We start from the raw sequence: 22,173 nt of genomic DNA, 5'->3' as shown, positions 1-22,173 counted from the left end.
AACATGTATCTTCTTATGAACGTACCCCGAGGGCGGCATTGCCAAGCTCAACGGGGCGTCCTTCCGTAATAGAGCGTTCGGCGGCCAGGCCCATGCGTACGGACTGCAGTCCGTCCGCAATGGTGACTTCCACCGGCCCCTCGCCCAGGATGGCCTTCCGGAAGCCCTGGTGCTCATAGTAGGTGGAGCCGTGGTGCGCGCCGGCCGCCAGGACAGCCTCATCCACCGGAACCTCGTGCTTTTCGGGACCCAGCGGGGACCGTGGGCTGAATTCAACCGTCGCTTCAGCGTGGTCACCGGGAATCCAGTGGTTGGCGGCCACCGGGATGAGGGTTTCAATCTTGGCAGCATCCCCAACAATGGAGATGCGTTCCTGGAACTTGGATCCCTCGGCGAACATGGACAGCTCCAGCATGGCGCGGCGGCCGCCCTTGAAATCGACGATCACATAGGCGTTGTCCAGCATGTCCGACACCCGGCCGTCGTAGACCTCATCCATGTGGTTCACGTCGTGGCCGCCGCTGGCGAAGACGCGTACGGGCTCGTCCTGCAGGATCAGGCGCATCAGGTCAAAGAAGTGGCAGCACTTTTCCACCAGCGTCCCGCCGGTCCGTTCCGCAAAGCGGTTCCACGCATCCACCTTGTGCAGGAACGGAAAGCGGTGCTCCACGATGGAGAGCATGTGGATGTTGCCCAGCTTGCCGCCATGCGCCGCCTGGATGATCTCCTGGACCGGCGGCATGTACCGGTATTCCATGGCCACCCACACCGGGGCCGGGTAGCTGCCGGCCAGCGCCTCCAGTTCGTCCGCCTGCTCCGCCGTGGTGCACACGGGCTTCTCCACGAGGACCGGAAGGTTGGTCCCGCTGGCGAAGATGTCCTTGAGGATGCCCAGGTGGGTGTCGTTGGGGCTGGCAATCACCAGCGCGTCCACCAGGCCCGAGGCCAGCAACTCCTGGTGGGAAGGGAAAGTCCGCACCTCATGGCCGATCTCCTTCACCGTCTCTTCCAGTGAAAAGGGTGTGGGATCCGAGACTGCGGTGATGCGGCTTCCCGGGATCAGGGCAAGGTTCCGGACGTGTTCGCGTGCCATATGGCCCGCTCCAATGAGGCCATACCGGATGGTCCGGACCGATTCCGCAGTAGGCAATGACATGAGCTGCTCCGTTTCTCTACGTTGAGTGGGCGGGACCGCGGCGTTGCATCCCAAACACAACTATACAGAAAGTGTTGTTTTTCCAACATGCTATGTGTATATTTCTTCAGTATCAGCCGGAACTACAACGAGGTGGAACGTGCCCCAACCGTCAACCGGAACCCTGCTCTTCGTAGGCTGCGCCACTCTTGACGCCATCGCCCTGGTGCAGGATTACCCTGCCGCGGACAGCCGCACCGTCGCCACGGACTTTGCCACGGCGGGCGGCGGACCCGCCGCCACGGCAGCCGTAGCGGCCGCCCGCGCCGGAGCCAGGACGGCCTTTGCCGGCGTCCTGGGAACCGACGAAGAAGGGGACCGCATCGTCAGCGGCCTTCAGGCAGAAGGCGTGGACACCTCCGCCGTGATCCGCGACGCCGGCGTCAAGACCGGTGCCAGCGTGATCGTGGTCAGCAGGGCCACCGAAAGCCGGGCCATCGTCACCCGTCCGGTCCCGCCGGTCAGCTTCCCCGGGGACAGCCGCTTCTCCGAACTGCTCCAGTCAGCGGCCTGGGTCCACACGGACCACCTGGGCTGGAACGCGGTGGCCAATGCCCCCGCGCGGCCGGCCGGCCTGGCCATCAGCGTGGACGCCGGCAACCCCATCCCCGCCTTCAGCCCCCGCGGCGTGGCCCTGTACGTCCCCACCATCGAAAGGCTCCGCGCAGAATACGGCGAGGACCTCTCCCCTGAGTCGCTGCTCCGGAAGGCAATTGACGACGGCGCCTCCGCCGTCGTCGCCACCGCCGGCTCCGAAGGTGCCTGGGTTTTGGAACGCGGCGCCGAACCCGTCCACGTCCCGGCCACGCCCGCCACCATCGTGTCCACCCTCGGTGCCGGCGACGTCTACCACGGCGCCCTGCTCGCCGCCGTCGCTGCCGGACTTCCACTGGTGGAAGCCGCCGTATTCGCCGGGCGCACCGCCTCCGCCTCCTGCGGCGGACTGGACGGCCGGTCCGCCATCCCGCACCAAACCGTCAATCTTGTCCCAGCGTCCAACTGACCACCGAAAGAAGCCACCCCATGAGCCATACCGACCTCTCCCCGCTCCAGCGCCCCTCAGGCGCCTTCGCCATGCTGGCCGTGGACCAGCGCGAAGCCATGCGGAACATGTTCGCCGAACACACCGACCAGCCCGTCACGGACCAGGACCTGCGCGACTTCAAGCTTGAAGCGGCCCGGATCCTGACCCCGTACGCCTCCGGCATCCTGATCGACCGTCAGTTCGCCCTGGACCAGGCCATCGAAGCCGGCGTCGTGGACCCCAACTGCGGGCTCATCGCCTCCGCCGACCACTTCGAATCCGCCCACGGCGAGCTCGTTGGCGAGGTCACCATCGACCGGCTGGTGGATCCGCAGAAGTACGCGGCCCTGGGGGTGAAGGCCCTCAAGCTGCTGGTCCTCTACCGCCCGGACGAGCCCGCCGAAGGCCGTGTGGCCATGGTCCGTGAATTCGTGGAAAGCTGCCGGTCCGCCGGACTGATCAGCATCATCGAGCCCGTCTCCCGCAAGCCCCTGGCCGGCGGCGACTTTGACTGGGATGCCGGCATCCTGGCCGCAGCCAAGGAACTCGGAAGCCTGGGCGCCGACCTCTACAAAGCGGAGGTCCCCTTCCACGGCCAAGCCCCCGAAGACCAGGTCCGCGCCGCCTGCGCCGAACTGACCAAGGCCATCGACGGCCCCTGGGTGGTCCTGTCCTCCGGCGTCCCCGAGGACGTCTTCCCGGATGCCGTTCGGTGGGCCTGCCTGGAAGGCGCCAGCGGCTTCCTCTCCGGACGCGCCGTCTGGGCATCCTGCATCGGTGCCCCCGACGTCGTCGAATCCCTCTCCACCGACGCCGTCCGCCGGCTGCAGCGCCTCTGCGCCGTCGTTGACGACGTCGTCTCCGCGCAGAGGACGCACGCGTAGCCATAAGTGGCGCGCACCAACGTCCTGACCGGGGCAGACCCTTTCCGCAGTAAGCAAACAAGGCACACCAAACACTCAACGAGGAGATTATTGTGAGTCAGATTTCACGCAGGCAGGCAGTCGCCCTTCTGGGAGCCATGGGCTTCGGCGCCGCTGCGGCAGCGTGCGCCGGGCCCGGCGGTTCCACCAGACCTGGCGGTGCAACCGGACCGGCGGCACCCTCCACCGGCGCCGTGACCGGCAGGGTGTCGTTCGCCCACTGGCGCGGCGAGGACAAGGCCGTGTTCGACGAACTCATCAAGCGCTTCGCCGCCCAGCACAACGGCGTGGAGGTTGCCCAGGACATCTCCACCTCCAACGACTACAACGCCCAGGCCCTCCAGAAGCTGCGCGGCGGCTCGATCGGCGACGCTTTTGCCACCTTCCGCGGCGCCCAGTTCAAGAACTTCACCGAAGCCGGCATCTACACCGAGCTCAAGGACAGCAAGGCGGTGGGCAACTACCAGAAGGGGCTGCTGTCCGCGGGCCGGAACGGCGACAGCCAACTGGGCCTGCCCTACCAGGTGGTGTTCCCCATGCCCATGGCCAACGTGGATCTCTTTGATAAGGCCGGTGCGGAGATCGCCCCCAAGAACTGGGATGCGTTCCTGGGCATGTGCGAGAAGCTGGCCTCCGCCGGTGTCATCCCCATCTCCTGGCCGGGCGGCGATGTTGGAAACGGCGGCCAGCTGTTCAACTGCATGATTGCCAACAACGCCCCCGTTGACGACATGTGCGCCCAGATCGAACAGGGCAAGCTCAAGTGCACCGACGACTGGTTCATCAAGATGCTCAACCAGTACAAGGACCTGAAGCCCTTCGTTCAGCCCAACGCCACCGGCACCGCCGTGGAACCGGCCCAGAACCTGTTCTCCCAGGGCAAGGCCGCCATGCTGGCCACCGGCTCCTACCACATCGCCGCCGTGCGGGGACTCGGCGCCAAGTTCCCCATCGACCTGGTGTTCCCCAACACCACTTCCGACGGCAACGGCAAATACGAGGGCGCCTACAACGCCACGTTCATCCTCGGCGTCAACTCGGCCAGCAAGAACCAGGCCGCCGCAGCAGCCTGGATCGATTTCCTCTCCGAGCCCGAAAACGCCGGCTACTACGCCAACCAGACCGCCCAGCACGTGTCCGTGGACAAGGTGGAGTACACCAACCCGGACCTGAAGCGGCTGAGCCCCTGGCTGCAGAAGAAGACGGCGCTCGCAGCCCGCTTCCAGTTCCAGAACCTCGACGTCCGCAATGCGGTGGAGGCCAGTGCCACGGCCGTCATCTCCGGCACCAGCCCGGAACAGGCAGCCGCCGCCGCCCAGAAGATTGTTGATGAACGGCTATGAGCATCCATCCCGGAACCGCAGCCAAGGGCAAGGCGCCGGAGAGCCAAACCTCCGCCAACGCCCCCAAGGTGCGCCGGCGCTCCCCCACCCGGGTGAATCCGGCACTGTACCTCTTCCCACTGCCCGCCGTCGCCGTCGTCGCCTTCTTCCTGGTGATGCCCACGCTGCAGGCCTTCCAGTACGCCATCACGGACTGGAACGGCTTCTCGGCGGCCTTCAACTACGTGGGCCTGGACAACTTCATCCGTGCGTTCACCAAGGACTCGCTGTTCACCAATGCCCTGACCAACAACCTGAAGTTCGTGCTGCTGGTGGTCATCGCCCAAACGGCGTTCTCGCTGGTCCTGGCACTGCTCCTCACCCGGAACTCACGCGGCAGCATCCTGCTCCGCGCCCTGTTCTTCTTCCCCACCATCCTGTCCTCGGTGTCCGTGGCCTTCATCTGGAAGTTCATCTACGACCCCAATTTCGGCCTGGCCAACTCGGTCCTCAGAACCGTGGGGGTGGACGGCGGGGCCTACCTCGGCAATGACGCCCAGGCCCTCTACTGGGTTGCTGTCACCCAGGTGTGGTTCCATTCCGGCCAGATGATGGTGGTCTATATCGCGGGGCTGCAGGCCATCCCCAGGGAACTCTACGAAGCAGCCGAAATGGACGGCGCCAACAAGTGGCAGCAGTTCAAGTCCATCACCTGGCCATTCGTGGCCCCGGCCACGTCCATTGTGGTGGCCTACACCACCGTCCAGTCGTTCAAGGCATTCGACCTGATCCTCGGTATCGCGGGCAACCCGCCCAAGGCTGCCCTGGACATCCTGTCCACCCGCATTTACAGCACCTTTGCCAACTCGGAGTTCGGCTACGCCGCCGCCCAGTCGATCATCTTCATGGCGATGATCGCCCTGGTCACCTGGCTTCAGCGCCGACTGCTCCGGCTGACCCCGAAGGGGGAATAGCAGCATGCTCGCCTCACTAAGCCGCCGCGCCATCCTGGCCATCTATGCGGTCATCATCATCGTTCCACTGACCGTGGTGGCGTTCGGCAGTTTCAAGTCCACGCAGGAACTGTTCGCCGGGCCATTCAGCCTGCCGCACTCCCTCTCCGCCGACAACTTCGCGGAAGTGGTGGGCGGCCAGAACCTGGGCTCATCCTTCATGAACAGCGCGATCGTCACGGGTATCTCCGTGCCGCTCACCCTGTTCCTTGCCAGCCTGGCCGGCTACGCAGTGTCCCGGCTGAAGGGATTTATGGCCTGGGCCATCTTCGGGTTCCTGGTCCTGGGCATGGCCATCCCGGCGCAGGCCAACATGGTGCCGCTCTATGTGCTCTTCGGCCGGCTTGGCCTGCTGGACAACCTGGCCGGCCTGGTCGTGGCCAACGTGGTCTCCACGCTGCCCATCGCCGTGTTCATCCTGGGCGGGTTCATGCGGACCCTGCCCAAGGAACTCTACGAGGCCAGCTCCATCGACGGCAGCGGACCGTGGAAGACCTACTTCTCCATCGCCCTGCCGCTCTCGGCGCCCTCCATCGCCGCAGCCGCCATCTTCCTGTTCGTCATCCACTGGAACGAGTTGCTGTACCCGCTGCTGTTCATCCAGTCCCCCGGCAACCGCACCCTGCCGCTGGCTCTGCTGAGTTTCCAGGGCGAGTTCCAAACCAACTACCCGCTGCTGTTCGCCGGCGTGATCCTGGCATCCCTGCCCGTCGTCATCGCCTACGTCTTCCTGCAGCGCTACTTTGTAGCCGGCATCACCGCCGGCGCGAGCAAGGGATAAGGAACCAGGCCCCGGGCCCGGCTTTGGCGGCCGCCCGGAACTGCCGAATCTTTTCCCAGCCCTACGAAAGGCACAATCCATGAACCTCAAATCCGCCCGGCACCTCATTAGCGGCACCTGGCACACCTCCGGAACCGCCAAGGACGTGATTGACCCGGGCAACGGCACCACCGTGGGAGAGGTGGCCTGGGGCACGGCCGACGATGCCACCAAGGCCGCCGACGCCGCCGCGGAGGCCTTCAATTCCTGGTCCGGCTCCACCGTCCGCCACCGGGCAGACCTGCTCCGCAACGCCGCCGACCTCCTGGCAGAACGCCGCGACGAACTGGCCCACACCCTGGCACTCGAAGCCGGCAAACGGCTTCCCGAAGCGCAGGGGGAGGTGGACTTCTCCGTGGAGTACTTCCGCTGGTTCGCGGAGGAGGCGCGCCGGGCCACCGGCACCGTCAGCCCGCCTGAACTGCGTGGCCGCCGCCATCTGAGCCTGCGCAAACCCATCGGAGTGGCGCTCAGCCTCACCCCCTGGAACTTCCCGGTCTCCATCCAGGCGCGGAAGCTCGCCGCGATGCTGGCCGCAGGCTGCACGGTGGTGGGCCGGGTGTCTGAGAAGGCGCCGCTGGCTGCCACGGGACTGTTCGAAGTCCTGCACGACGCCGGCTTCCCCGCCGGCGTGGTCAACGTGGTCCACGGCCCCTCCCGTGACATCACCGCCGCCCTGATGTCCCACCCCGCGGTCAGGGCCGTCAGTTTCACCGGATCCACCGGCGTGGGCCGGCAGATCATGGCCTCAGCCTCGGAACGCGTGGTCCGGCCGCTGCTGGAGCTGGGCGGCAACGCACCCTTCATCGTGTTCGAGGACGCCGATTTGGACGCCGCCGTCGACGGTGCCGTCCTGGGCCGGCTCCGCAACACGGGCCAGTCCTGCGTTGCCGCCAACCGGTTCCTGGTCCAGGAGGGCATCGCGGAAGAGTTTGCACAGAGGCTGGGCGCCCGCTTTGATGCGATGAGCATCGGCCACGGCGTTCCCGACGGCGGCGCACCGGTTCCGGAGCTCGGTCCCGTTATCGACGCCGAAAGGGTGGCCGCGGTTCAGTCCCTGGTGGACGACGCACTCAGCCGGGGCGCCCGGCAGGTCACCCAGCGCACCGACGTCCCGGCCAAGGGGTCCTTCCTGGCACCCACCCTGCTGGCGGACGTCCCGGACGACGCACGCCTGGTGACCGAGGAAGTCTTTGGCCCCGCGGCCGGCGTCGTCACCTTCTCCTCCGACGAGGACGCCATCAGGAAGGCGAACGCCACCGAGATGGGCCTGGCTGCCTACGTGTGGACCAGCAGCGCCAAGCGCGGCTGGGACATTCCCGAACGCCTCGAAGCCGGCATAGTGGGCGTCAACGATCCCCTGCCCTCCGTTGCTTTCGCTCCCATGGGCGGCGCCAAGCAGTCGGGCCTGGGCCGGGAAGGATCAAGCCTGGGCCTCGAAGAGTTCGAGGAGGTCCAGTACGTGGCCTGGCGGCCGTAAGTGCTGACCACCGGACTGGTGCTGGGCGCCGTCGTCATGGGCGCCGGGATGCAGCGGATCACCGGGATGGGCTTCGCCCTGGTGGCCGCGCCATTCCTGGTCCTGCTCCTGGGCCCGGTGGAAGGAGTAGTGCTGGTGAATGTGTGCGGCGCCGTGACGGCGGGCGCCATCATCTTCCGGGTGGTGCGGGACATCGACTGGAAGCGGTACCTGATGCTCGCGGCCTCGGCGCTGCTCGGCATTGTCCCGGCCGCATTCCTGATCCGGCTGGTCCCGGCGGCGGTCCTGGAAATTTCCATCGGGGTGATCCTCGCCGCCGGACTGACCATCCTGCTGGCCCTGAAGTCCGCCACGCTGCCGGCGCGCCGGCGGTACCTGCTCACCGCCGGCAGCCTGAGCGGGTTCATGAACACAGCGGCAGGAGTGGGCGGTCCAGCCGTCAGCATGTATTCCATCGCCACCCGGTGGCAGCACAAGTCCTTCGCGGCCACGATGCAACCGTACTTCTTCACCATCGGCGTCTTCTCGCTCATCTCCAAGGCGATCACCGCGCCCCAGACGTTCCCCGTGATGCCCCTGGCGATGTGGCTCGCCGTCGCCGTCGCCTGCCTGGCCGGCCTGGTTCTCGGCGACCTCGCCGCCAAGCACGTCCCCACCCGCGCAGCGCAGATACTGCTGATCGTCCTGGCCTACCTGGGCGCGGCCGCCACCATCATCCGCGGCATATCCGATGCCGTCGCCTGATCCGACATTTTTTCACCTGCACCAGCACCAGAGAGAGGAATTAACATGACGTGGCTCGACAGTGCCGCCCACGCACGATGGCTTGAGGCGGAGACGGACCGGCTGGTCCGCTTTGCCGAGGCCTCCAAGGTCCCCACCGGATTCGGCTGGCTGGACAACTACGGCAAGGTGTTCGCCGACAAGCCCACCCATCTGTGGATCACCGCCCGGATGACGCACAGTTTCGCCGTCGCCGCGCTGATGGGCAGGCCGGGTGCCGCGCTCCTTGTGGACCACGGCATCGCTGCGCTCAACGGCCCCCTCCACGACGATGAGTTCGGCGGCTGGTACGCCGAGGTGGACGCGAACGGCCCCGTGAACGATACGAAGTCCGGCTACCAGCATTCCTTCGTGCTCCTCGCCGCTGCCAGTGCCGTCGCCGCAGGGCGGCCAGGGGCCCGCGAATTGCTGGACGAGGCGCTCCGGGTGGCTGACACCAAATTCTGGGACCACCAGGCCAACATGTGTTTCGACTCGTGGAACCGGGAATTCACGGAAACCGAGGCATACCGTGGCGGAAACGCGAGCATGCATTCCGTGGAGGCATACCTCATTGTGGCCGATGTGACCGGGGAGAACCGCTGGCTCGAACGGGCCCTGCACATCGCCGAAGTGCTCATCCACAACTTTGCCCGCAACAACAACTACCGGGTGTTCGAGCACTTCGACCCGGAGTGGAACCCCATGCCGGAGTACAACACCGATGACCGGGCCAGCCAGTTCCGGGCGTACGGCGGCACCCCGGGCCACTGGGTTGAGTGGGCGCGCCTGCTCCTCCACCTCCGTGCCGGGCTCGAAGCCCGCGGCCTGGACGTCCCGGCCTGGCTGCTCGACGATGCGCGCGGCCTGTTTGACGCCGCCATCCGCGACGCCTGGGAACCGGACGGCCACCCCGGCTTTGTGTACACCGTTGACTGGGAGGGCAAGCCGGTGGTCACCACCCGCATCCGCTGGGTGCCCGCCGAGGCAATCGGGGGTGCGGCAGCCCTCTATATCGCCACGGGGGACCAGAAGTACGCGGACTGGTATGAGCGGATCTGGGACCATGCCCGTGACTGGTTCATCGACTACGAGCATGGGTCCTGGAAGCAGGAACTCGACGAGAACGGCAATGTCTCCTCCACCGTATGGTCAGGTAAGGCGGACATCTACCACCTGTGGCACTGCCTGGTGGTCCCCCGCCTTCCGCTGGCCCCCGGGCTGGCACCGGCGGTCGCGGCAGGATTGCTGGACATACGCCTTAACCAAACCCTGCAGGCCAGCGAATCAGCCGGCCTCTGATTCGGCACTTCGTCCCGGGCGGCACGCCCCCGGCTTGCCCCCGGAAACAGTCCTCCTGAACAATCCCCCTAAAACGACCCCCCTTCCGAAAGGACAGCGATGTCTGCCATCTCCCCCGAAGAATCACTCCTGCGCGTCGCCGCTGCGGACCATGAGCCCGTGACCCTGCACCTGGACGCCGCGCGGCCGACGGCGGTGCGCATCGAAGTGCAGGGCACCTGTACCTGCCAAGGCAGTGCGTCCGGCCGGCCGGGGTCGTACACGGACACCGATTTCGGCCGCAGGTAGGACTTCCTGACCGGAATCACGGTTCGGGGATCACGGCCGTGGACCAGGTTCGGGGAGCCTGGCAGCGGGTCCCGCACGGCAGGAGCGGGAGCACGATCCGGACAACGTGTCATGTCTGTGACAGACCCTTCGATCCGGTAAATTTAAGGGAGGAATTGTCAGGCGAGCAGCGCCGCATTCCACACCCTCCCCCTTGAATGGACGCTTCCCCCATGTCTTCCGCGATCCCTGCGCCGGAACCTGCCCGTTTTCCGTATGCCGCGATGGTGGTCCTCGCCACCATCGCTTTTACGGCCATCACCACTGAACTCCTGCCGTCCGGCCTGCTGCCCCAGATCAGCACCGGCCTGGGAGTGTCCGAGCCGGTGGCCGGCTACCTTGCCGCCGCCTACGCCGCCGTCATTGTTGTCACGGTGGTTCCGGCCGCCCGGATGCTGGGGAAGATTCCCCGCCACGCCCTGCTGGTTGGGCTGGTCCTGACCTTCGCGCTCAGCAACGCGATGGTGGGACTCGCACCGGATTTCACCGCCGCGATGATCGCGCGTTTGGTGGGCGGGCTGGCGCATGGGCTGCTGTGGACCACCATGGCGCCGTTCGTATCCCGCGTGGTCCCGGCGGACAAGGTGGGCAAGGCCCTGGCCATAGTGTTCAGCGGCAACAGCCTGGGCCTGGCCATCGGCGCTCCGGTGGGTACGGCTCTGGGCGTATTCCTGGGCTGGCGCGCAGCGTTCCTGGTGCTCGCCGGGTTCGGCGTGGTCCTGACCGTGCTGGCGTTCTGGCTGCTTCCCCGCGTCCGGCGCATTACCGATTCGGTCCGGCCGTCACTGCGCAGGGCCATCGGCCAGCCCGGCGTGAAGCCGGTGGCCACCGCCTGGCCGCTGCTGGTCCTGGCCCACTTCGCGCTGTTCACCTATATCGCGCCGTTCATCCGCGAGGCGGCCCTGCCGGACTACGCCATCAGCCTCTCGCTCACGGTACTGGGCGGGTCCGGACTGCTGGGTATTTGGATCGCTGGACTCACCGTGGACTCGCGTCCCCGCCGCTCGCTGCTCATCACGACGGCGGCCATCGCAGCATCGATGTTCCTCCTGCCCCTCGCCGTGGGGAACCTGCCCGCCGCCCTGGTGCTGATGACCATTTGGGGAGCCGGCCTGGGCGCGATCGGCATTTACAACCAGTCGGCGATCCTCCGGGCCGGCGGCGAATACAGTGAGGCCGCGAACGGGCTCACCGTCCTGACCATCCAGCTGGGCATCACCGTCGGGGCACTTTACGGCTCCGCGGCCCTGGTGGTTGGCGGCCCGCTGCTGGTCCCGGCGGCGGCGGCGATTCCTGTGGTTGCCGCCCTGGTGATCACCCTTGCCGGTAAGCGCTACGCCTACCCACCAGGCCCCCGTGAACGCATCTGGCTGGAGCCCCGGCCGGTGAAGGACACCGTCAAGGACCCGGCCTGACCCTGGGTCAGTCCCGGTGCTTGGCAACCGTGAACAGGAAGGTGGAGTCCTCCTCGGCGTGAAGGCTGTGCAGACCGGGCGGGACGATCAGCAGGTCGCCGGACTTGCCCTGCCAGGATTCCCCGCCGGCGCGGAGGCTGACGCAGCCCCGGATCACGAACACCGTGGCGTCGCCCGGATTCTGGTGCTCACTCAGCTGCGTTCCCGCGGTCATCGCCATGACCGTCTGCCGGAGGATCTTTTCGTGGCCCCCGTACACCGTGTCCGCAGCCCTTCCGTTCGGGGAGCCGATGGCTGCTTCGAGCTGCTGCCGGGCCAGCGCGTCAATAGATATCTTCTGCATGGGCCCAAGGCTACCCACGTGGTGGGGAGATGAACACGTGCCAAACGGCCTTCCGGTACGAGCGCGGGCGCCAGCGTCGGCGTGGGCGTCCAAGATCCCCCAATGCGGGGATGGAGCAGCCCGCAGGCGCAGCCCTACGCTGCAAGCATGAACGCCGCAGCGCAGGTCTTCGCGGTACTCGCCGCAGCCATCTACATCGTCGTGTTTCCAGTGGAGAGCTTCCTCCTCCGCCGTCACCGGTGGGCTCAGAAGTTCCTGAGCACGCCGCCGGAAAATGTGCGTGCAGTGATGATGTGGGCCATCCCCACCGGTTACAGGAACCTGGTGATTGCGCTGGGGGTGATCGCCGGAGTGGTTGCCGCCAACTCCGGGCAGCTCGTGGTGGGCTACACACTGGTGGTCTACTGCTGCGCCAACATGGTCCTCACCGCCCCCACCATGCTGCTCGCCGACATCCAGGGCCACTACCCAAGTAAATGGGAGAGTGTGCCGGGAACCCTCGCGGCCACCGTCCCGGCACTCGTTGCCTTGCTCCTGCTGCCGCTGGGGCCATAAGCGGGGCACGCCAAGGCGCCGGCGCGATTTCGGTCCTGCCGCCGAAGTTGGTAGTGGTTAACGGATGCCAGACCTACTTAACCGCGCCATGCCCTTCCTTGCCGTCGCCGTGGCGGTGGCCGCCGGACTGGTCCTGTCCTGGCTCCTCCGCAAGGTGGTCCTCCATCTGAACCGGAACCGGCCCGAGCTGCAGGCAACCTCCCGGGTGGCCCGCCAGCCCTTGCGGCTGGCACTGTGCCTGGTGGGCGTCCGTGCTGCCCTCAGGCTCACTGCCAACAACGAAAGCTGGCACGCCGGCGTCGACCATCTCCTGCTGATCGCCCTCATCGGCGCGGTCGCCTGGCTCGCCGTCGCGGTGCTGCTCATCGTGGAAGCCGTGGTGCTGAACCGGCACAGCGTGGACGTGGCGGACAACCGGCGGGCACGGCGCCTGCGCACGCAGATGATCCTGGCACGGCGCATTGCCGTGGCACTGGTGGTGGTGCTCGCCGTCGGCACCGCGATGCTGACCTTCCCCGCCATCCAGGCGCTGGGCGCGGGGCTGCTGGCGTCCGCCGGGGTGATTTCCATCGTTGCGGGCCTCGCCGCGCAGACGTCGCTGGTGAACGTCTTTGCCGGCATGCAGCTGGCGTTCACCGATGCCATCCGCGTGGACGACGTGGTGGTGGTGCAGAAGGAATGGGGCCGGATCGAGGAGATCACCCTCACCTACGTGGTGGTGCACCTCTGGGACGACCGGCGGCTCATCCTGCCGTCCACCTACTTCACCACCACGCCCTTCGAGAACTGGACCCGCCGCCAGTCCGAGGTCATGGGCACCGTGGAGTTCGACCTGGACTGGCGCGCCCCCGTGGAGGACATGCGCACCGAACTGCGCCGCGTCCTGGCGGATTCCGAGCTCTGGGACGAGCGCGTGGGCGTCCTGCAGATCACCGACGCCACCGGCGGCTTTGTCCGCGTCCGGATCCTGGTCAGCGCGGCGGACAGTGCCGCGCTCTTCGACCTGCGCTGCCTGGTCCGGGAAACCATGGTCATGTTCCTGCAGCAGAACCATCCGGAGGCCCTGCCGCACCAGCGTTGGGAGCAGGCAGCGGACGACGGCGGCACGGCCGCACGGCGCAGGGCACCACTGCGCGGGCTGGGGTCGCCCCCGGCCGCCGGTGCCCGTCCCCCGGCGGACCCGCACGAATCGCAGCTGTTCACCGGCTCCATCGAGGCAGTGGAGAGGTCGCGCGCGTTCACCGGGCCCGGTGAGGAAGTGTTCGAGGAGCGGGACCGGAACCTTGCCTCCCGCAACTGAGGCAGGCAAGACCCCTTGATAGGTGACCATTAGGTCACATATCATTGCTGTCATGGACGACGTGTTCAAGGCACTCTCCGACCCCACCCGCCGGGACCTGCTCGATGAGCTCTACCGCGAGGACGGCCAAACCCTGAGCGCCCTTGAAGCCCGGTTCAGCATGAGCCGGTTCGGGATCGCCAAGCACCTCCGCATCCTGGAGGACGCAGCCCTGGTGGTGACCCGCCGTCGGGGGCGGGAAAAGCTGCACTTCCTCAATCCTGTCCCCATCCGCCTGGTCCACGACCGCTGGGTCAGCAAATACGCAGAACCATGGGCCGCTGCCCTCAGCGACCTCAAATCCAGATTGGAAAGTCCCATGGAAAAAATCTTCGAGATCTACATCAAGACCACGCCCGAACGGCTCTGGGAAGCCATCACGGACAGCGACATCCGCAGCAAGTACCAGTTCGGCAACACCATCGATTCCGACTGGTCACCGGGCGGACGCTTCGTGATGGGCAACCCGAAGGCCGGGGAGGCCCTCGGCGAAGGCGAAAACCTGGAGGTGGACCCGCCGCGCCGCCTGGTCCAGACCATGCGCGCCCTGTGGGGCGAGGACGTCAAGGCCGAGGGCACGTCCACCATCACCTGGGAGATCGAACCGGTGGGCGATTCCTGCCACCTCACCGTCACCCACAGCGACCTGCGCGAAGGCGCCAACGAACAGCTTTACGGCGGCTGGCCGATGATCCTCTCCGGTCTCAAGACATGGCTGGAAACCGGCGAAAAACTCACTACGCCCGGCTCGCTGATGTACACCTAAGCCATTGTTTTTGAGGTAACGCACGACGGCGGCGGGTGCTGCCCGCCGCCGTCGATGCACTTCCGGGACTATGCCTTGGGGACGCGGACGATGGCCGGCCCGGTTCGGTCAGGCGACAGGGTGACTTTGAGTCCATCCACGGTGGCCTCGACCGTTCCGCCGCCACCCGCCGCTGACGCTTGTGACAATGAGAACCTGCCCGCGTCCAGCTTCAAGGCGGCTTCCGTTCCCCCGCCTAGCAAGTCAACGAAGGCCACGGCTTCCGTTCCGCGGTCAACCCAGCGGATCCAGGGGTCGTCGCTGCTTGCCACGGTTCCATCCTGAAGCGGACGGGCACCCACGAGGTACTGCTTGGCGGAAGCCATCCAGTGGCCAAGATCGGTCAAGGCCTGGCGCTGGATCTCAGGAATGGTGCCGTCCGCCCGCGGTCCCACGTTCAGCAGGAAGTGGCCACCGCGGGAGACCACGTCCGTGAGCTGGCGGGCCAACTGCTGGCCGGTCAGCGACTGCTCCGGTCCTTCCACCTGGTTGTAGCCGAAGGAGAATCCGATGCCCCTGCAGTTCTCCCACTCGGATTCGGACTCGTTCTCCCTGGCCGCTTCGTACTCGCTGGTGGCATAGTCCTTGTGGGTGGCGCCCCACCGGTCGTTCACCACGCCTTGCGGACTGATCGAGTAGAAGTGCTCGAACAGCCTGCCGAGCCCGTACTCGCCAAAGTGCTTGCCGGCGTCGGGCCATTCGATGTCGTTCCACAGGACGTCTGGACGATACTTGTCCACCAGGTCCACCACGTGGTTGTAGGCGTATTCGGCGTAGCCGGCGTCCTTGGGGCGGGAAGTGTCGTGGACGCTTTCGCTGGTGACGTGCGGCGGGAAGGGGCGTACATGCCAATCCAGTCCGCCGGAATAGTACAGGCCCAGCTTCAGGCCCTCGTCACCCACGGCCCGGGCGATTTCGCCGATCAGGTCCCTGCGCGGTCCGCGGTGGACCGTGTTCCGTTCGCCTGTTCCCGGAGCGTCCCAGAGCGCGATGCCGTCATGGTGCTTCGTGGTGGGCACCACGTAATCGGCACCGGCGAATTTGAACAGCTCCACCCAGTCCCCCGGATCGAACTGTTCTGCTTTCCACTGGTCCAGGAAGGCGTCGTAGTCCTCGCCTCCGAACACGTCCCGGTGGTGCTGTTGGGCAGGACTGCCGTCAATGCGGATGGTGTTGTAGTACCACTCCGCATAGGGGTTGTGGGTAAACCACTCGCGGTCCTCGATGGTGCCCAGGGCGCCGATGGGTTCGGCCCAGGCGGGAACGGAGTAGGCGCCCCAGTGGATGAAGATGCCGAACGGCGCGTTCTGGAACCACTCCGGCACGGGCCTGGCCAATTTGTTCCAGTCTTCAGGCGTAGCTGTGCTGTCAGTCATAATGCACTCCAATTTCCAGATGGTTGATTTTGGGAATTCCAGGGGTCAGGGCGGTGCTCAGCGGCCGCCGAAGCCGCCCATGCTGACGCCTTTCACGAGCTGGCGCTGCAGGAGGATGACCACGAGCAGGCTGGGAATCACCGCCAAAGTAGCGGCCGCCATGAGCGGTCCCCAGTCCGTTCCGCGTTCACCGGAGAACATGGAGAGCCCCAGTGGAATGGTTGCCTGCGAGACGTCGTTGATGACGATCAGCGGCCACAGGAAACTGCTCCAGTAATCGATGAAACTGAAGACAGCCACCACGGCCAGCGGCGCACGGACAAGCGGAAGGATCACGCTCCACAGGATCCTGATCGAACCTGCTCCGTCGATACGGGCTGCCTCTTCAAACTCAACGGGCAGGGACAGCAGGAACTGTCGGATCAGGAACGCACCGAAGGCACCGAAAGCAAAAGGGACGATGAGCGCCGGCAGGGAGTTAATCATGTCCAGCTTTGCCATCATGATGTAGAGCGGAATTACCAGGACTTCCTGGGGCAGCACCAGCGTGCCAAGGAAAACGAGGAACAACTTCTCCCGGTGCCTGAACTGCAGCCGGGCAAAAGCGTAGGCGGACAGCAATGACACGACCGTTGTCAGCACCGCTCCGGAGACGGCCACCAAGAAGCTGTTGATGATGACCCGTCCGAAGGGAATAGCGGTCCACACTGTTTGGTAGTTCGACCACTCCACGCGGGAGGCAAGGAAGCTGGCACCGGTGGAGAATATTTCGGAGGTGGGCTTCAGCGATGTGGCGAACATCCAGAGGAACGGGAAGAAGAACGCAGCGCCGACCAGGACAACGCCGATGCGGCTGACGAGGCGGCCGGCCCGCCTCTTCTTCCGCGACGCTGTTGCGTGCCGACGGTGCGCGAGGCCCTTGTCGATTTCCGGTTGGGCGAGAGTTTCAGTTGTCATAGTTGACCAGCCTCTTTTGCTGCGAGAACTGCAGTGCGGTGATGAGCATGACGATGACGAACAACGCCCAAGCGAGTGCCGACGCGTAGCCGAGCTTGTCAAAGGAGAAACCGTTGCGGTAGAGGTACAGAACGATCGTGTTGGTGGAATCGCCCGGCCCGCCGAGTGTCAGCAGGTAAGGCTGGGTAAATACCTTGAAAGAGCCGATGATGGTCATGACCGTGCAGAAGAAGAGCGACGGCGACAGCATCGGCAGCACCACCCGGAAGAACCGCTGCCAGGCTCCTGCCCCATCGATGCGGGCGGCCTCAAGCAAATTCGGCGAGATGCCGCTGAGCCCTGCGCCGAGAACGATGATGTTGTAGCCGATCCCCTGCCAGACAGACATTGCGATCAACGACCCCATGGCGAGCTGGCTGTCACTGAGCCAGGAAGGCCCGTGAATGCCAAAGTTGGCCAGAAAACTGTTGATGACGCCGTCATCGGTCAGCATCAGGCGCCAAACCAACGCGTTGGCGACCATGGGGGTCACCACCGGAATGAAGAAAAGCACCCGGAAGAACGGGCCCCAACTGCCCAGGTTGTGAAGCCAGGTGGCAACAGCCAGGGCGGCGATCAGGTTGACCACGGTGTAGGAGACGGCAAAAAAGAGGGTGTTGCCCAGAACCGTCCAGAACACCGGGTCACCAGTGAGCAGCCGAACGTAGTTGTCCAGCCCCACGAATTTTGGTGCCCCGAACAAGGGCCAGTCGAACAGGCTGATGACCAGCGAAGCCACCAGCGGAAGCACGATAAAAATCAGGAACCCGAGCATCCCGGGAGCGAGGTAAGCCGCTGCGAGCCGGCCCTGCCCGCCCCTGGCGGGGGTCCTTTTCACGTCTTTGACAGCAAGTGTGGGTAAAGCAGTCATCGTTGACCTGTTCCATGAAGGGGACAGGCTCCGGTGCGGGAGCCTGCCCCCGGGGAGTTTACTTGGCTGAATTCATGATGGTGGAGAGGAGTTCCTGCGCGGTCTTGCTGCCGCGGAAGCCTTCTCCGGAGTACTGCGTGAAGTTGGTCTCCACCTGATTCCAGCTAGGGGTGGTAACCAGCGGACGCCCGCTCTTCAGAAGGGCCTGGACAACTGCCACGTCAGCCGCCGGCTTGGTCCCGGCCCAGTCCTTCACCGCGGACTCAACAGATGGAACGGTTCCACGGGCGGCCCCAACAGCGCCGATGACCTCAGGGGTGGTGATCTTCATGATGTTCTTGAAGGCAGCTTCTTTGTCCTTACAGGACGCTGCGATGGCAAACGCGGACCCCTGGATCATGCCGATGCTCTCTCCCGAGGTGGAAGGGACGACGGCGATGCCCACCTTGCCCTGCGTTTTGGTGGTCAGGGTGTCGTACATCCAGGGACCGTCGATGATCATCGCCGCCTTGCCGCTCATGAACTGCTGCTCCGGCACATCGGTCCCGTCCGACGCCTGCGGCGGGTTCGCGACTTGCGCCTTTGCCACAAGGTCGAAGGCAAACTGCTGGTCGTTGACGAGGCCCTGGTTGGTGAGGTCAAGCTTTCCATCCTTGACCGGTTCATTGCCGTTGGCGAATGCCATGGGAAGCCCCGGGCCCGAGCCGAATCCCGGCGGCACTGCGAGGCCCATCACGCCGCCTTTTGTCAGCGCCTTAAGGTCGGCCGCGAACTGGCTGGTGGTGTATTTGGTGGTAGGCGGCGCCACGCCGGCCGCGGCCAGGAGATCCTTGTTGTAGTAAAGAACCACCGGTTCGGCGTCATAAGGTATCCCCCGCAGCGAGCCATCAACGGTCAGGCCGTCGATCATTGCCTTGTTGTACATGGACACGTCAATGTTGTTGCTCTTAACCATGTCGTCCAGCGGCACCGTAAGGTCCTTAAGCTCCTGGGCACGAGCCGCCTGCGTTGTGATGATGCACGGCGCTCCGGAACTGGAGAGGCGGGTCTTGACCTTGGTCCAGTAATCGTTGAAGCTCGGACCCTCCAAAGTGAGGTTGAATGCAGGGTCCTTTTTCTTGGCTGCGTCCACAAAGGCCTGCCACTGGGCCCTGTCGTTTTCATTGGTGATCCAGGTGTACATGGCGGAGGCTTCCTTGCTCTCCCCCGATGATGAACTCCCGCTTGAGGAACCACATGCGGTAAGGCTTCCGACGGCCAGGGCTGCAACCGCTGCAGCTGTCAGCAGCTTGCCGGTAACACGGTTAGTCGACACAACGAACGTCCTTTCAATAGCTGGGGACAAAGGCTGCCCGGCGACGTCCTCGTGGCCTGCCCGCTGTAATTCCCGCAACCCTTGTCCCCAACAGCATGACCCGCCCCAGTTTGGAAAGTCAAGGAATCATCTGATCTTTTTGACTCCAAAATTCCTGGATCGACCCTAAACCGGCTATTTGTCGGAAATAGTCAATACAAGGTCTGACGAATCCTACGTCTGTTCCTCAAGCTCGGGAGCGGGAATGGTTGTCACGTAGTCCTCTACCGCGTACAGGTGGTTCGCCATGCGGGTTCTGGCCCTGTCCACGTCATTCCGCCTGAGCGCCTCCAGGATTCCCAGGTGCTCCCGATGCGTGGCCAGCAGGCCTTCATTGTCATGAATGGACCGCCACATCCGGCCGCGGATGGTGTTGGTGGAGACGGTTTCGATCAGCGCTGACAGCACGTGATTCCTTGAGGCGTGGGCGATGAGCCGATGGAATTCGATGTCACACTGCATGGCGCCGGCATGGTCTATGGGCGATGCTTGAATGGCCGCGTTCGCCCGCTCCAATATGCTTTCGGCCTCGTCGAGTTGCGAGCTTTCGATACAAACCGCCGCCGCGGCAGCAGCCTCTGTCTCAAGGGCCCGCCGCACAGTGTGCACCTGGTTTGCCCGCTCTCCATCCTGCAGGCCCACCCAGAATTCCATCGCGGAGAGCAAAGCCGACGGCTCCAGCCTGGTCACGAAGGTGCCGGCGCCCTGCCTCGTCTCCAGAATGCCCATAGTGGACAATGCCCGCACGCCCTCCCGAAGGGAACCCCGGGAAACCTGCAGCTCTGCTGCCAGGTCCTTCTCAATGGGCAGCCGGTCGCCGGGCCGAAGCCTGCGGGACGACAGCATCTGCTTCACGCCCGAAATAACGACGTCGGTTTGGGACATCGACCCAGTGGAGTTGCTGTTGGTCATCGCAGCCACCTTTCCCAGTGCTTCGTCTAGTGACGCTGAACGCACAATTCACTTTCATCAGATGTATCCCTTGGAAAGGGATGCTTCTTCCGATATTCTCATCAAATACTTCCACATACATCAGATGACGCTCGCGATGTTGCTGGAGCGCCGTCTTCACGGCCTGAACCTGGAGGGCTCACCTTGCCACAAATCACCGGTTTCGATATTTTCGACGTGCGGTTTCCCACGTCGCTTTCCGCAGACGGTTCAGATGCCATGAATCATGACGCAGACTACTCCGCTGCGTACATCGTGCTGAAAACGGACGACCCAGACCTTTATGGCTGCGGCTTCACCTTTACCATCGGCAGGGGCAATGAGGTGTGCTCCGCCGCGATGGAACTGCGCGCCAGGCCCCTCATAGGCCAAGACTTGGATGTCCTTTGCGGCAACCTTGGCGAGGCGTACCGAAGCTTGAAACGTGATTCCCAGCTTCGCTGGCTGGGGCCCGATAAAGGCGTGGAGCACCTTGCCCTCGGAGCCGTGATGAACGCCGTCTGGGATCTTGCCGCCCGCCGCTCGGGAAAGCCCCTGTGGCGTTACCTGGTGGACATGACCGCCGAACAGATCGTGGACGCGGCCGACCTCAGCTACCTTTCAGATGCCCTCACCCGGGAGGAAGCCCTGGCGCTTCTGGAACGACTCGACCCCACCCGGGATCAGCGCATCCACCAGCTGGCCCGGGACGGCTACCCGTGCTACACCACCTCGGCCGGTTGGCTGGGCTACTCGGACGAGAAGCTACGGCGGCTCTGCCAGGAGGCCGTGGACCAGGGCTACCGCCACATCAAACTCAAGGTTGGCGCATCCCTCGAGGACGACATTCGCCGCCTCAGGATCGCCCGCGAAGTCATCGGGCCAGAGGGCAACCTCATGATCGACGCAAACCAGGTATGGGATGTTCCGCAGGCCATCGACTGGATCAAGCAGCTGGCTGAATTCAATCCGCTGTGGATCGAGGAACCCACCAGCCCGGATGACGTCCTGGGCCACGCCGAGATCCGAAGGGCCGTCCAACCGATCGGGGTGGCCACCGGCGAGCACGGCATGAACCGCGTCCTTTTCAAACAGCTCTTCCAGGCCGGGGCGATCGACTATTGCCAGTTGGATGCCTGCCGGCTCGCCAGCGTCAACGAAGTGCTGGCCGTCCAGTTGATGGCCGCCAAGTTCGGTGTCCCGGTGTGCCCACATGCCGGCGGGGTAGGTCTGTGCGAACTCGTCCAGCACCTGTCCATCTTCGACTTCATTGCCGTCTCCGGAGACCTGGCCGGCAGGGTCACCGAATTCGTGGATCACTTGCACGAACACTTTGTGGATCCGTGCATCATCCGGGACGGCGCCTACATCATGCCGGCGAACCCTGGGTACTCGTCGGAACTGAAGGAGCAGACGTTGCAGGCGTATTCCTTTCCCCGGGGCAGTTATTGGGCCGGCACCGACGCCGGCCAAGCCGAACAGGCATGGGAATCGGCCCGCGCTGAGCGCGGTGTCGCCTTCGCTCGGGCAGGGACCGGGGAAAGGGTAGGGGAACAGGCATGATCAACTACACACTTACCCACCCGGGCCTGCTCGCAGCCCTCGCTGAATCCGGCCACGGCTCGCAGATCCTCCTGGCGGACGCAAACTACCCGCACAACACCGGCGCCCCTGCAGCCGCGAGGCGGATAGCCCTGAATCTGCGGCCCGGCCTGCTGACCATTGACCAGGTACTGGAGGTGCTGATCGACGCCGTTCCGCTCGAAGCCGCCGCGGTAATGACGCCTCCGGACGGAAACTGGACGGAGGCAGTCAAAGGCTACGGACGAGCGCTGGGCACCGCAATTCCCATCACTTCGCACCAGCGCTTCGACTTCTACGATGCCGCGCGGTCGCCGAACGTCGCCGTCGTCATCGCCAGTGGGGACACCCGGCACTACGCGAACCTGCTCCTGACCATCGGCGTTCGGCCCGACGGACAGGCATGAGGGCTGACAGTTGCTTCAGGTAATAGACTCACA

At 64.9% G+C, this 22,173-nt stretch carries 22 protein-coding genes; 15 read left to right on the top strand and 7 right to left on the bottom strand.

The genetic code is table 11. The features are described 5' to 3' along the window. Positions 1 to 13: 13 nt before the first annotated feature. A complete protein-coding gene (locus LDO86_RS04635; protein WP_224084291.1) occupies positions 14 to 1,156 on the bottom strand; it encodes a Gfo/Idh/MocA family oxidoreductase in 1,143 nt (380 codons plus the stop codon). Positions 1,157 to 1,295: 139 nt separating this feature from the next. Here LDO86_RS04635 and LDO86_RS04630 point away from each other — a divergent pair, with 139 nt between their 5' ends. The 10 genes from LDO86_RS04630 (at position 1,296) to LDO86_RS04585 (ending at position 11,583) form a co-directional block, all read left to right on the top strand. After that, positions 1,296 to 2,198: a PfkB family carbohydrate kinase gene (locus tag LDO86_RS04630; protein ID WP_018771348.1), complete on the top strand. Its 903-nt coding sequence runs from the start codon at positions 1,296 to 1,298 to the stop codon at positions 2,196 to 2,198. Positions 2,199 to 2,218: 20 nt separating this feature from the next. Beyond that, positions 2,219 to 3,103 (top strand): aldolase, encoded by an 885-nt coding sequence (locus LDO86_RS04625; protein WP_018771349.1) that lies wholly within the window; start codon positions 2,219 to 2,221, stop codon positions 3,101 to 3,103. Between the two features lie 92 nt (positions 3,104 to 3,195). Next, positions 3,196 to 4,485, top strand: a complete 1,290-nt coding sequence (locus LDO86_RS04620; RefSeq protein WP_026266088.1) for an extracellular solute-binding protein — start codon at positions 3,196 to 3,198, stop codon at positions 4,483 to 4,485. Further along, on the top strand, positions 4,482 to 5,438 hold the full coding sequence (locus LDO86_RS04615) for a sugar ABC transporter permease (RefSeq protein ID WP_018771351.1): 957 nt from the start codon (positions 4,482 to 4,484) through the stop codon (positions 5,436 to 5,438). The genes LDO86_RS04620 and LDO86_RS04615 overlap by 4 nt, the downstream gene beginning before the upstream one ends. Before the next feature lie 4 nt (positions 5,439 to 5,442). Beyond that, entirely contained in the window at positions 5,443 to 6,258 is an 816-nt protein-coding gene (locus tag LDO86_RS04610; protein ID WP_018771352.1) for a carbohydrate ABC transporter permease, read from the top strand. Between the two features lie 79 nt (positions 6,259 to 6,337). Further along, positions 6,338 to 7,777 (top strand): NAD-dependent succinate-semialdehyde dehydrogenase, encoded by a 1,440-nt coding sequence (locus LDO86_RS04605; RefSeq protein ID WP_018771353.1) that lies wholly within the window; start codon positions 6,338 to 6,340, stop codon positions 7,775 to 7,777. Next, entirely contained in the window at positions 7,778 to 8,521 is a 744-nt protein-coding gene (locus LDO86_RS04600) for a sulfite exporter TauE/SafE family protein (protein WP_018771354.1), read from the top strand. It begins immediately after the preceding gene. Between the two features lie 45 nt (positions 8,522 to 8,566). Beyond that, positions 8,567 to 9,841 carry an AGE family epimerase/isomerase gene (locus LDO86_RS04595; protein WP_223993989.1) on the top strand — a complete coding sequence of 425 codons (1,275 nt, stop codon included), beginning with the start codon at positions 8,567 to 8,569 and terminating at the stop codon, positions 9,839 to 9,841. A gap of 99 nt (positions 9,842 to 9,940) precedes the next feature. Continuing rightward, entirely contained in the window at positions 9,941 to 10,129 is a 189-nt protein-coding gene (locus LDO86_RS04590; RefSeq protein WP_018771356.1) for a hypothetical protein, read from the top strand. A gap of 212 nt (positions 10,130 to 10,341) precedes the next feature. Beyond that, positions 10,342 to 11,583 (top strand): MFS transporter, encoded by a 1,242-nt coding sequence (locus LDO86_RS04585; protein ID WP_018771357.1) that lies wholly within the window; start codon positions 10,342 to 10,344, stop codon positions 11,581 to 11,583. Positions 11,584 to 11,590: 7 nt separating this feature from the next. Here the strand turns inward: LDO86_RS04585 and LDO86_RS04580 are convergent, their stop codons facing one another. Continuing rightward, complete coding sequence (locus LDO86_RS04580) at positions 11,591 to 11,926, bottom strand: cupin domain-containing protein (protein WP_018771358.1); 336 nt, start codon at positions 11,924 to 11,926, stop codon at positions 11,591 to 11,593. A gap of 147 nt (positions 11,927 to 12,073) precedes the next feature. Here LDO86_RS04580 and LDO86_RS04575 point away from each other — a divergent pair, with 147 nt between their 5' ends. From LDO86_RS04575 to LDO86_RS04565, 3 genes are all read left to right on the top strand, one after another. Beyond that, on the top strand, positions 12,074 to 12,481 hold the full coding sequence (locus tag LDO86_RS04575; RefSeq protein ID WP_018771359.1) for a DUF1304 family protein: 408 nt from the start codon (positions 12,074 to 12,076) through the stop codon (positions 12,479 to 12,481). Positions 12,482 to 12,545: 64 nt separating this feature from the next. Next, entirely contained in the window at positions 12,546 to 13,781 is a 1,236-nt protein-coding gene (locus tag LDO86_RS04570) for a mechanosensitive ion channel domain-containing protein (protein WP_026266089.1), read from the top strand. Between the two features lie 52 nt (positions 13,782 to 13,833). Continuing rightward, positions 13,834 to 14,586 carry a metalloregulator ArsR/SmtB family transcription factor gene (locus LDO86_RS04565; protein WP_018771361.1) on the top strand — a complete coding sequence of 251 codons (753 nt, stop codon included), beginning with the start codon at positions 13,834 to 13,836 and terminating at the stop codon, positions 14,584 to 14,586. Positions 14,587 to 14,654: 68 nt separating this feature from the next. On the opposite strand, the gene LDO86_RS04560 is transcribed toward LDO86_RS04565, so the two are convergent. The 5 genes from LDO86_RS04560 to LDO86_RS04540 form a co-directional block, all read right to left on the bottom strand. Further along, complete coding sequence (locus LDO86_RS04560; protein WP_018771362.1) at positions 14,655 to 16,001, bottom strand: alpha-L-fucosidase; 1,347 nt, start codon at positions 15,999 to 16,001, stop codon at positions 14,655 to 14,657. A 57-nt stretch (positions 16,002 to 16,058) separates the two neighbouring features. Further along, positions 16,059 to 16,958 (bottom strand): carbohydrate ABC transporter permease, encoded by a 900-nt coding sequence (locus tag LDO86_RS04555; protein WP_018771363.1) that lies wholly within the window; start codon positions 16,956 to 16,958, stop codon positions 16,059 to 16,061. Further along, positions 16,948 to 17,772 carry a sugar ABC transporter permease gene (locus tag LDO86_RS04550; protein ID WP_018771364.1) on the bottom strand — a complete coding sequence of 275 codons (825 nt, stop codon included), beginning with the start codon at positions 17,770 to 17,772 and terminating at the stop codon, positions 16,948 to 16,950. The genes LDO86_RS04555 and LDO86_RS04550 overlap by 11 nt, the downstream gene beginning before the upstream one ends. Positions 17,773 to 17,926: 154 nt before the next feature. After that, positions 17,927 to 19,183 (bottom strand): sugar ABC transporter substrate-binding protein, encoded by a 1,257-nt coding sequence (locus tag LDO86_RS04545; protein ID WP_051081442.1) that lies wholly within the window; start codon positions 19,181 to 19,183, stop codon positions 17,927 to 17,929. Between the two features lie 213 nt (positions 19,184 to 19,396). Then, positions 19,397 to 20,134: an FCD domain-containing protein gene (locus LDO86_RS04540; RefSeq protein ID WP_018771366.1), complete on the bottom strand. Its 738-nt coding sequence runs from the start codon at positions 20,132 to 20,134 to the stop codon at positions 19,397 to 19,399. Positions 20,135 to 20,317: 183 nt separating this feature from the next. Here LDO86_RS04540 and LDO86_RS04535 point away from each other — a divergent pair, with 183 nt between their 5' ends. Together LDO86_RS04535 and LDO86_RS04530 are read left to right on the top strand one after the other, a co-directional pair. After that, a complete protein-coding gene (locus LDO86_RS04535) occupies positions 20,318 to 21,715 on the top strand; it encodes an L-fuconate dehydratase (protein ID WP_018771367.1) in 1,398 nt (465 codons plus the stop codon). Continuing rightward, positions 21,712 to 22,140 carry an RbsD/FucU domain-containing protein gene (locus LDO86_RS04530; protein WP_018771368.1) on the top strand — a complete coding sequence of 143 codons (429 nt, stop codon included), beginning with the start codon at positions 21,712 to 21,714 and terminating at the stop codon, positions 22,138 to 22,140. The genes LDO86_RS04535 and LDO86_RS04530 overlap by 4 nt, the downstream gene beginning before the upstream one ends. Positions 22,141 to 22,173: the final 33 nt, after the last annotated feature.

It is taken from the genome of Arthrobacter sp. StoSoilB19 (assembly GCF_019977275.1).
Taxonomy (GTDB): Bacteria; Actinomycetota; Actinomycetes; order Actinomycetales; family Micrococcaceae; genus Arthrobacter.
The sequence above is the reverse complement of the archived record's forward strand: the minus strand, read 5'-3'. Positions and strand labels throughout refer to the sequence as shown.

Coding starts and splice junctions, on each gene's coding strand:
- LDO86_RS04610 (WP_018771352.1), top strand. CDS start 5,443: ATGCTCGCCTCACTAAGCCGCCGCGCCATCCTGGCCATCTATGCGGTC.
- LDO86_RS04565 (WP_018771361.1), top strand. CDS start 13,834: ATGGACGACGTGTTCAAGGCACTCTCCGACCCCACCCGCCGGGACCTG.
- LDO86_RS04580 (WP_018771358.1), bottom strand. CDS start 11,926: ATGCAGAAGATATCTATTGACGCGCTGGCCCGGCAGCAGCTCGAAGCA.
- LDO86_RS04590 (WP_018771356.1), top strand. CDS start 9,941: ATGTCTGCCATCTCCCCCGAAGAATCACTCCTGCGCGTCGCCGCTGCG.
- LDO86_RS04595 (WP_223993989.1), top strand. CDS start 8,567: ATGACGTGGCTCGACAGTGCCGCCCACGCACGATGGCTTGAGGCGGAG.
- LDO86_RS04555 (WP_018771363.1), bottom strand. CDS start 16,958: ATGACAACTGAAACTCTCGCCCAACCGGAAATCGACAAGGGCCTCGCG.
- LDO86_RS04560 (WP_018771362.1), bottom strand. CDS start 16,001: ATGACTGACAGCACAGCTACGCCTGAAGACTGGAACAAATTGGCCAGG.
- LDO86_RS04625 (WP_018771349.1), top strand. CDS start 2,219: ATGAGCCATACCGACCTCTCCCCGCTCCAGCGCCCCTCAGGCGCCTTC.
- LDO86_RS04575 (WP_018771359.1), top strand. CDS start 12,074: ATGAACGCCGCAGCGCAGGTCTTCGCGGTACTCGCCGCAGCCATCTAC.
- LDO86_RS04570 (WP_026266089.1), top strand. CDS start 12,546: ATGCCAGACCTACTTAACCGCGCCATGCCCTTCCTTGCCGTCGCCGTG.
- LDO86_RS04540 (WP_018771366.1), bottom strand. CDS start 20,134: ATGACCAACAGCAACTCCACTGGGTCGATGTCCCAAACCGACGTCGTT.
- LDO86_RS04550 (WP_018771364.1), bottom strand. CDS start 17,772: ATGCTCGGGTTCCTGATTTTTATCGTGCTTCCGCTGGTGGCTTCGCTG.
- LDO86_RS04605 (WP_018771353.1), top strand. CDS start 6,338: ATGAACCTCAAATCCGCCCGGCACCTCATTAGCGGCACCTGGCACACC.
- LDO86_RS04585 (WP_018771357.1), top strand. CDS start 10,342: ATGTCTTCCGCGATCCCTGCGCCGGAACCTGCCCGTTTTCCGTATGCC.
- LDO86_RS04635 (WP_224084291.1), bottom strand. CDS start 1,156: ATGTCATTGCCTACTGCGGAATCGGTCCGGACCATCCGGTATGGCCTC.
- LDO86_RS04615 (WP_018771351.1), top strand. CDS start 4,482: ATGAGCATCCATCCCGGAACCGCAGCCAAGGGCAAGGCGCCGGAGAGC.
- LDO86_RS04530 (WP_018771368.1), top strand. CDS start 21,712: ATGATCAACTACACACTTACCCACCCGGGCCTGCTCGCAGCCCTCGCT.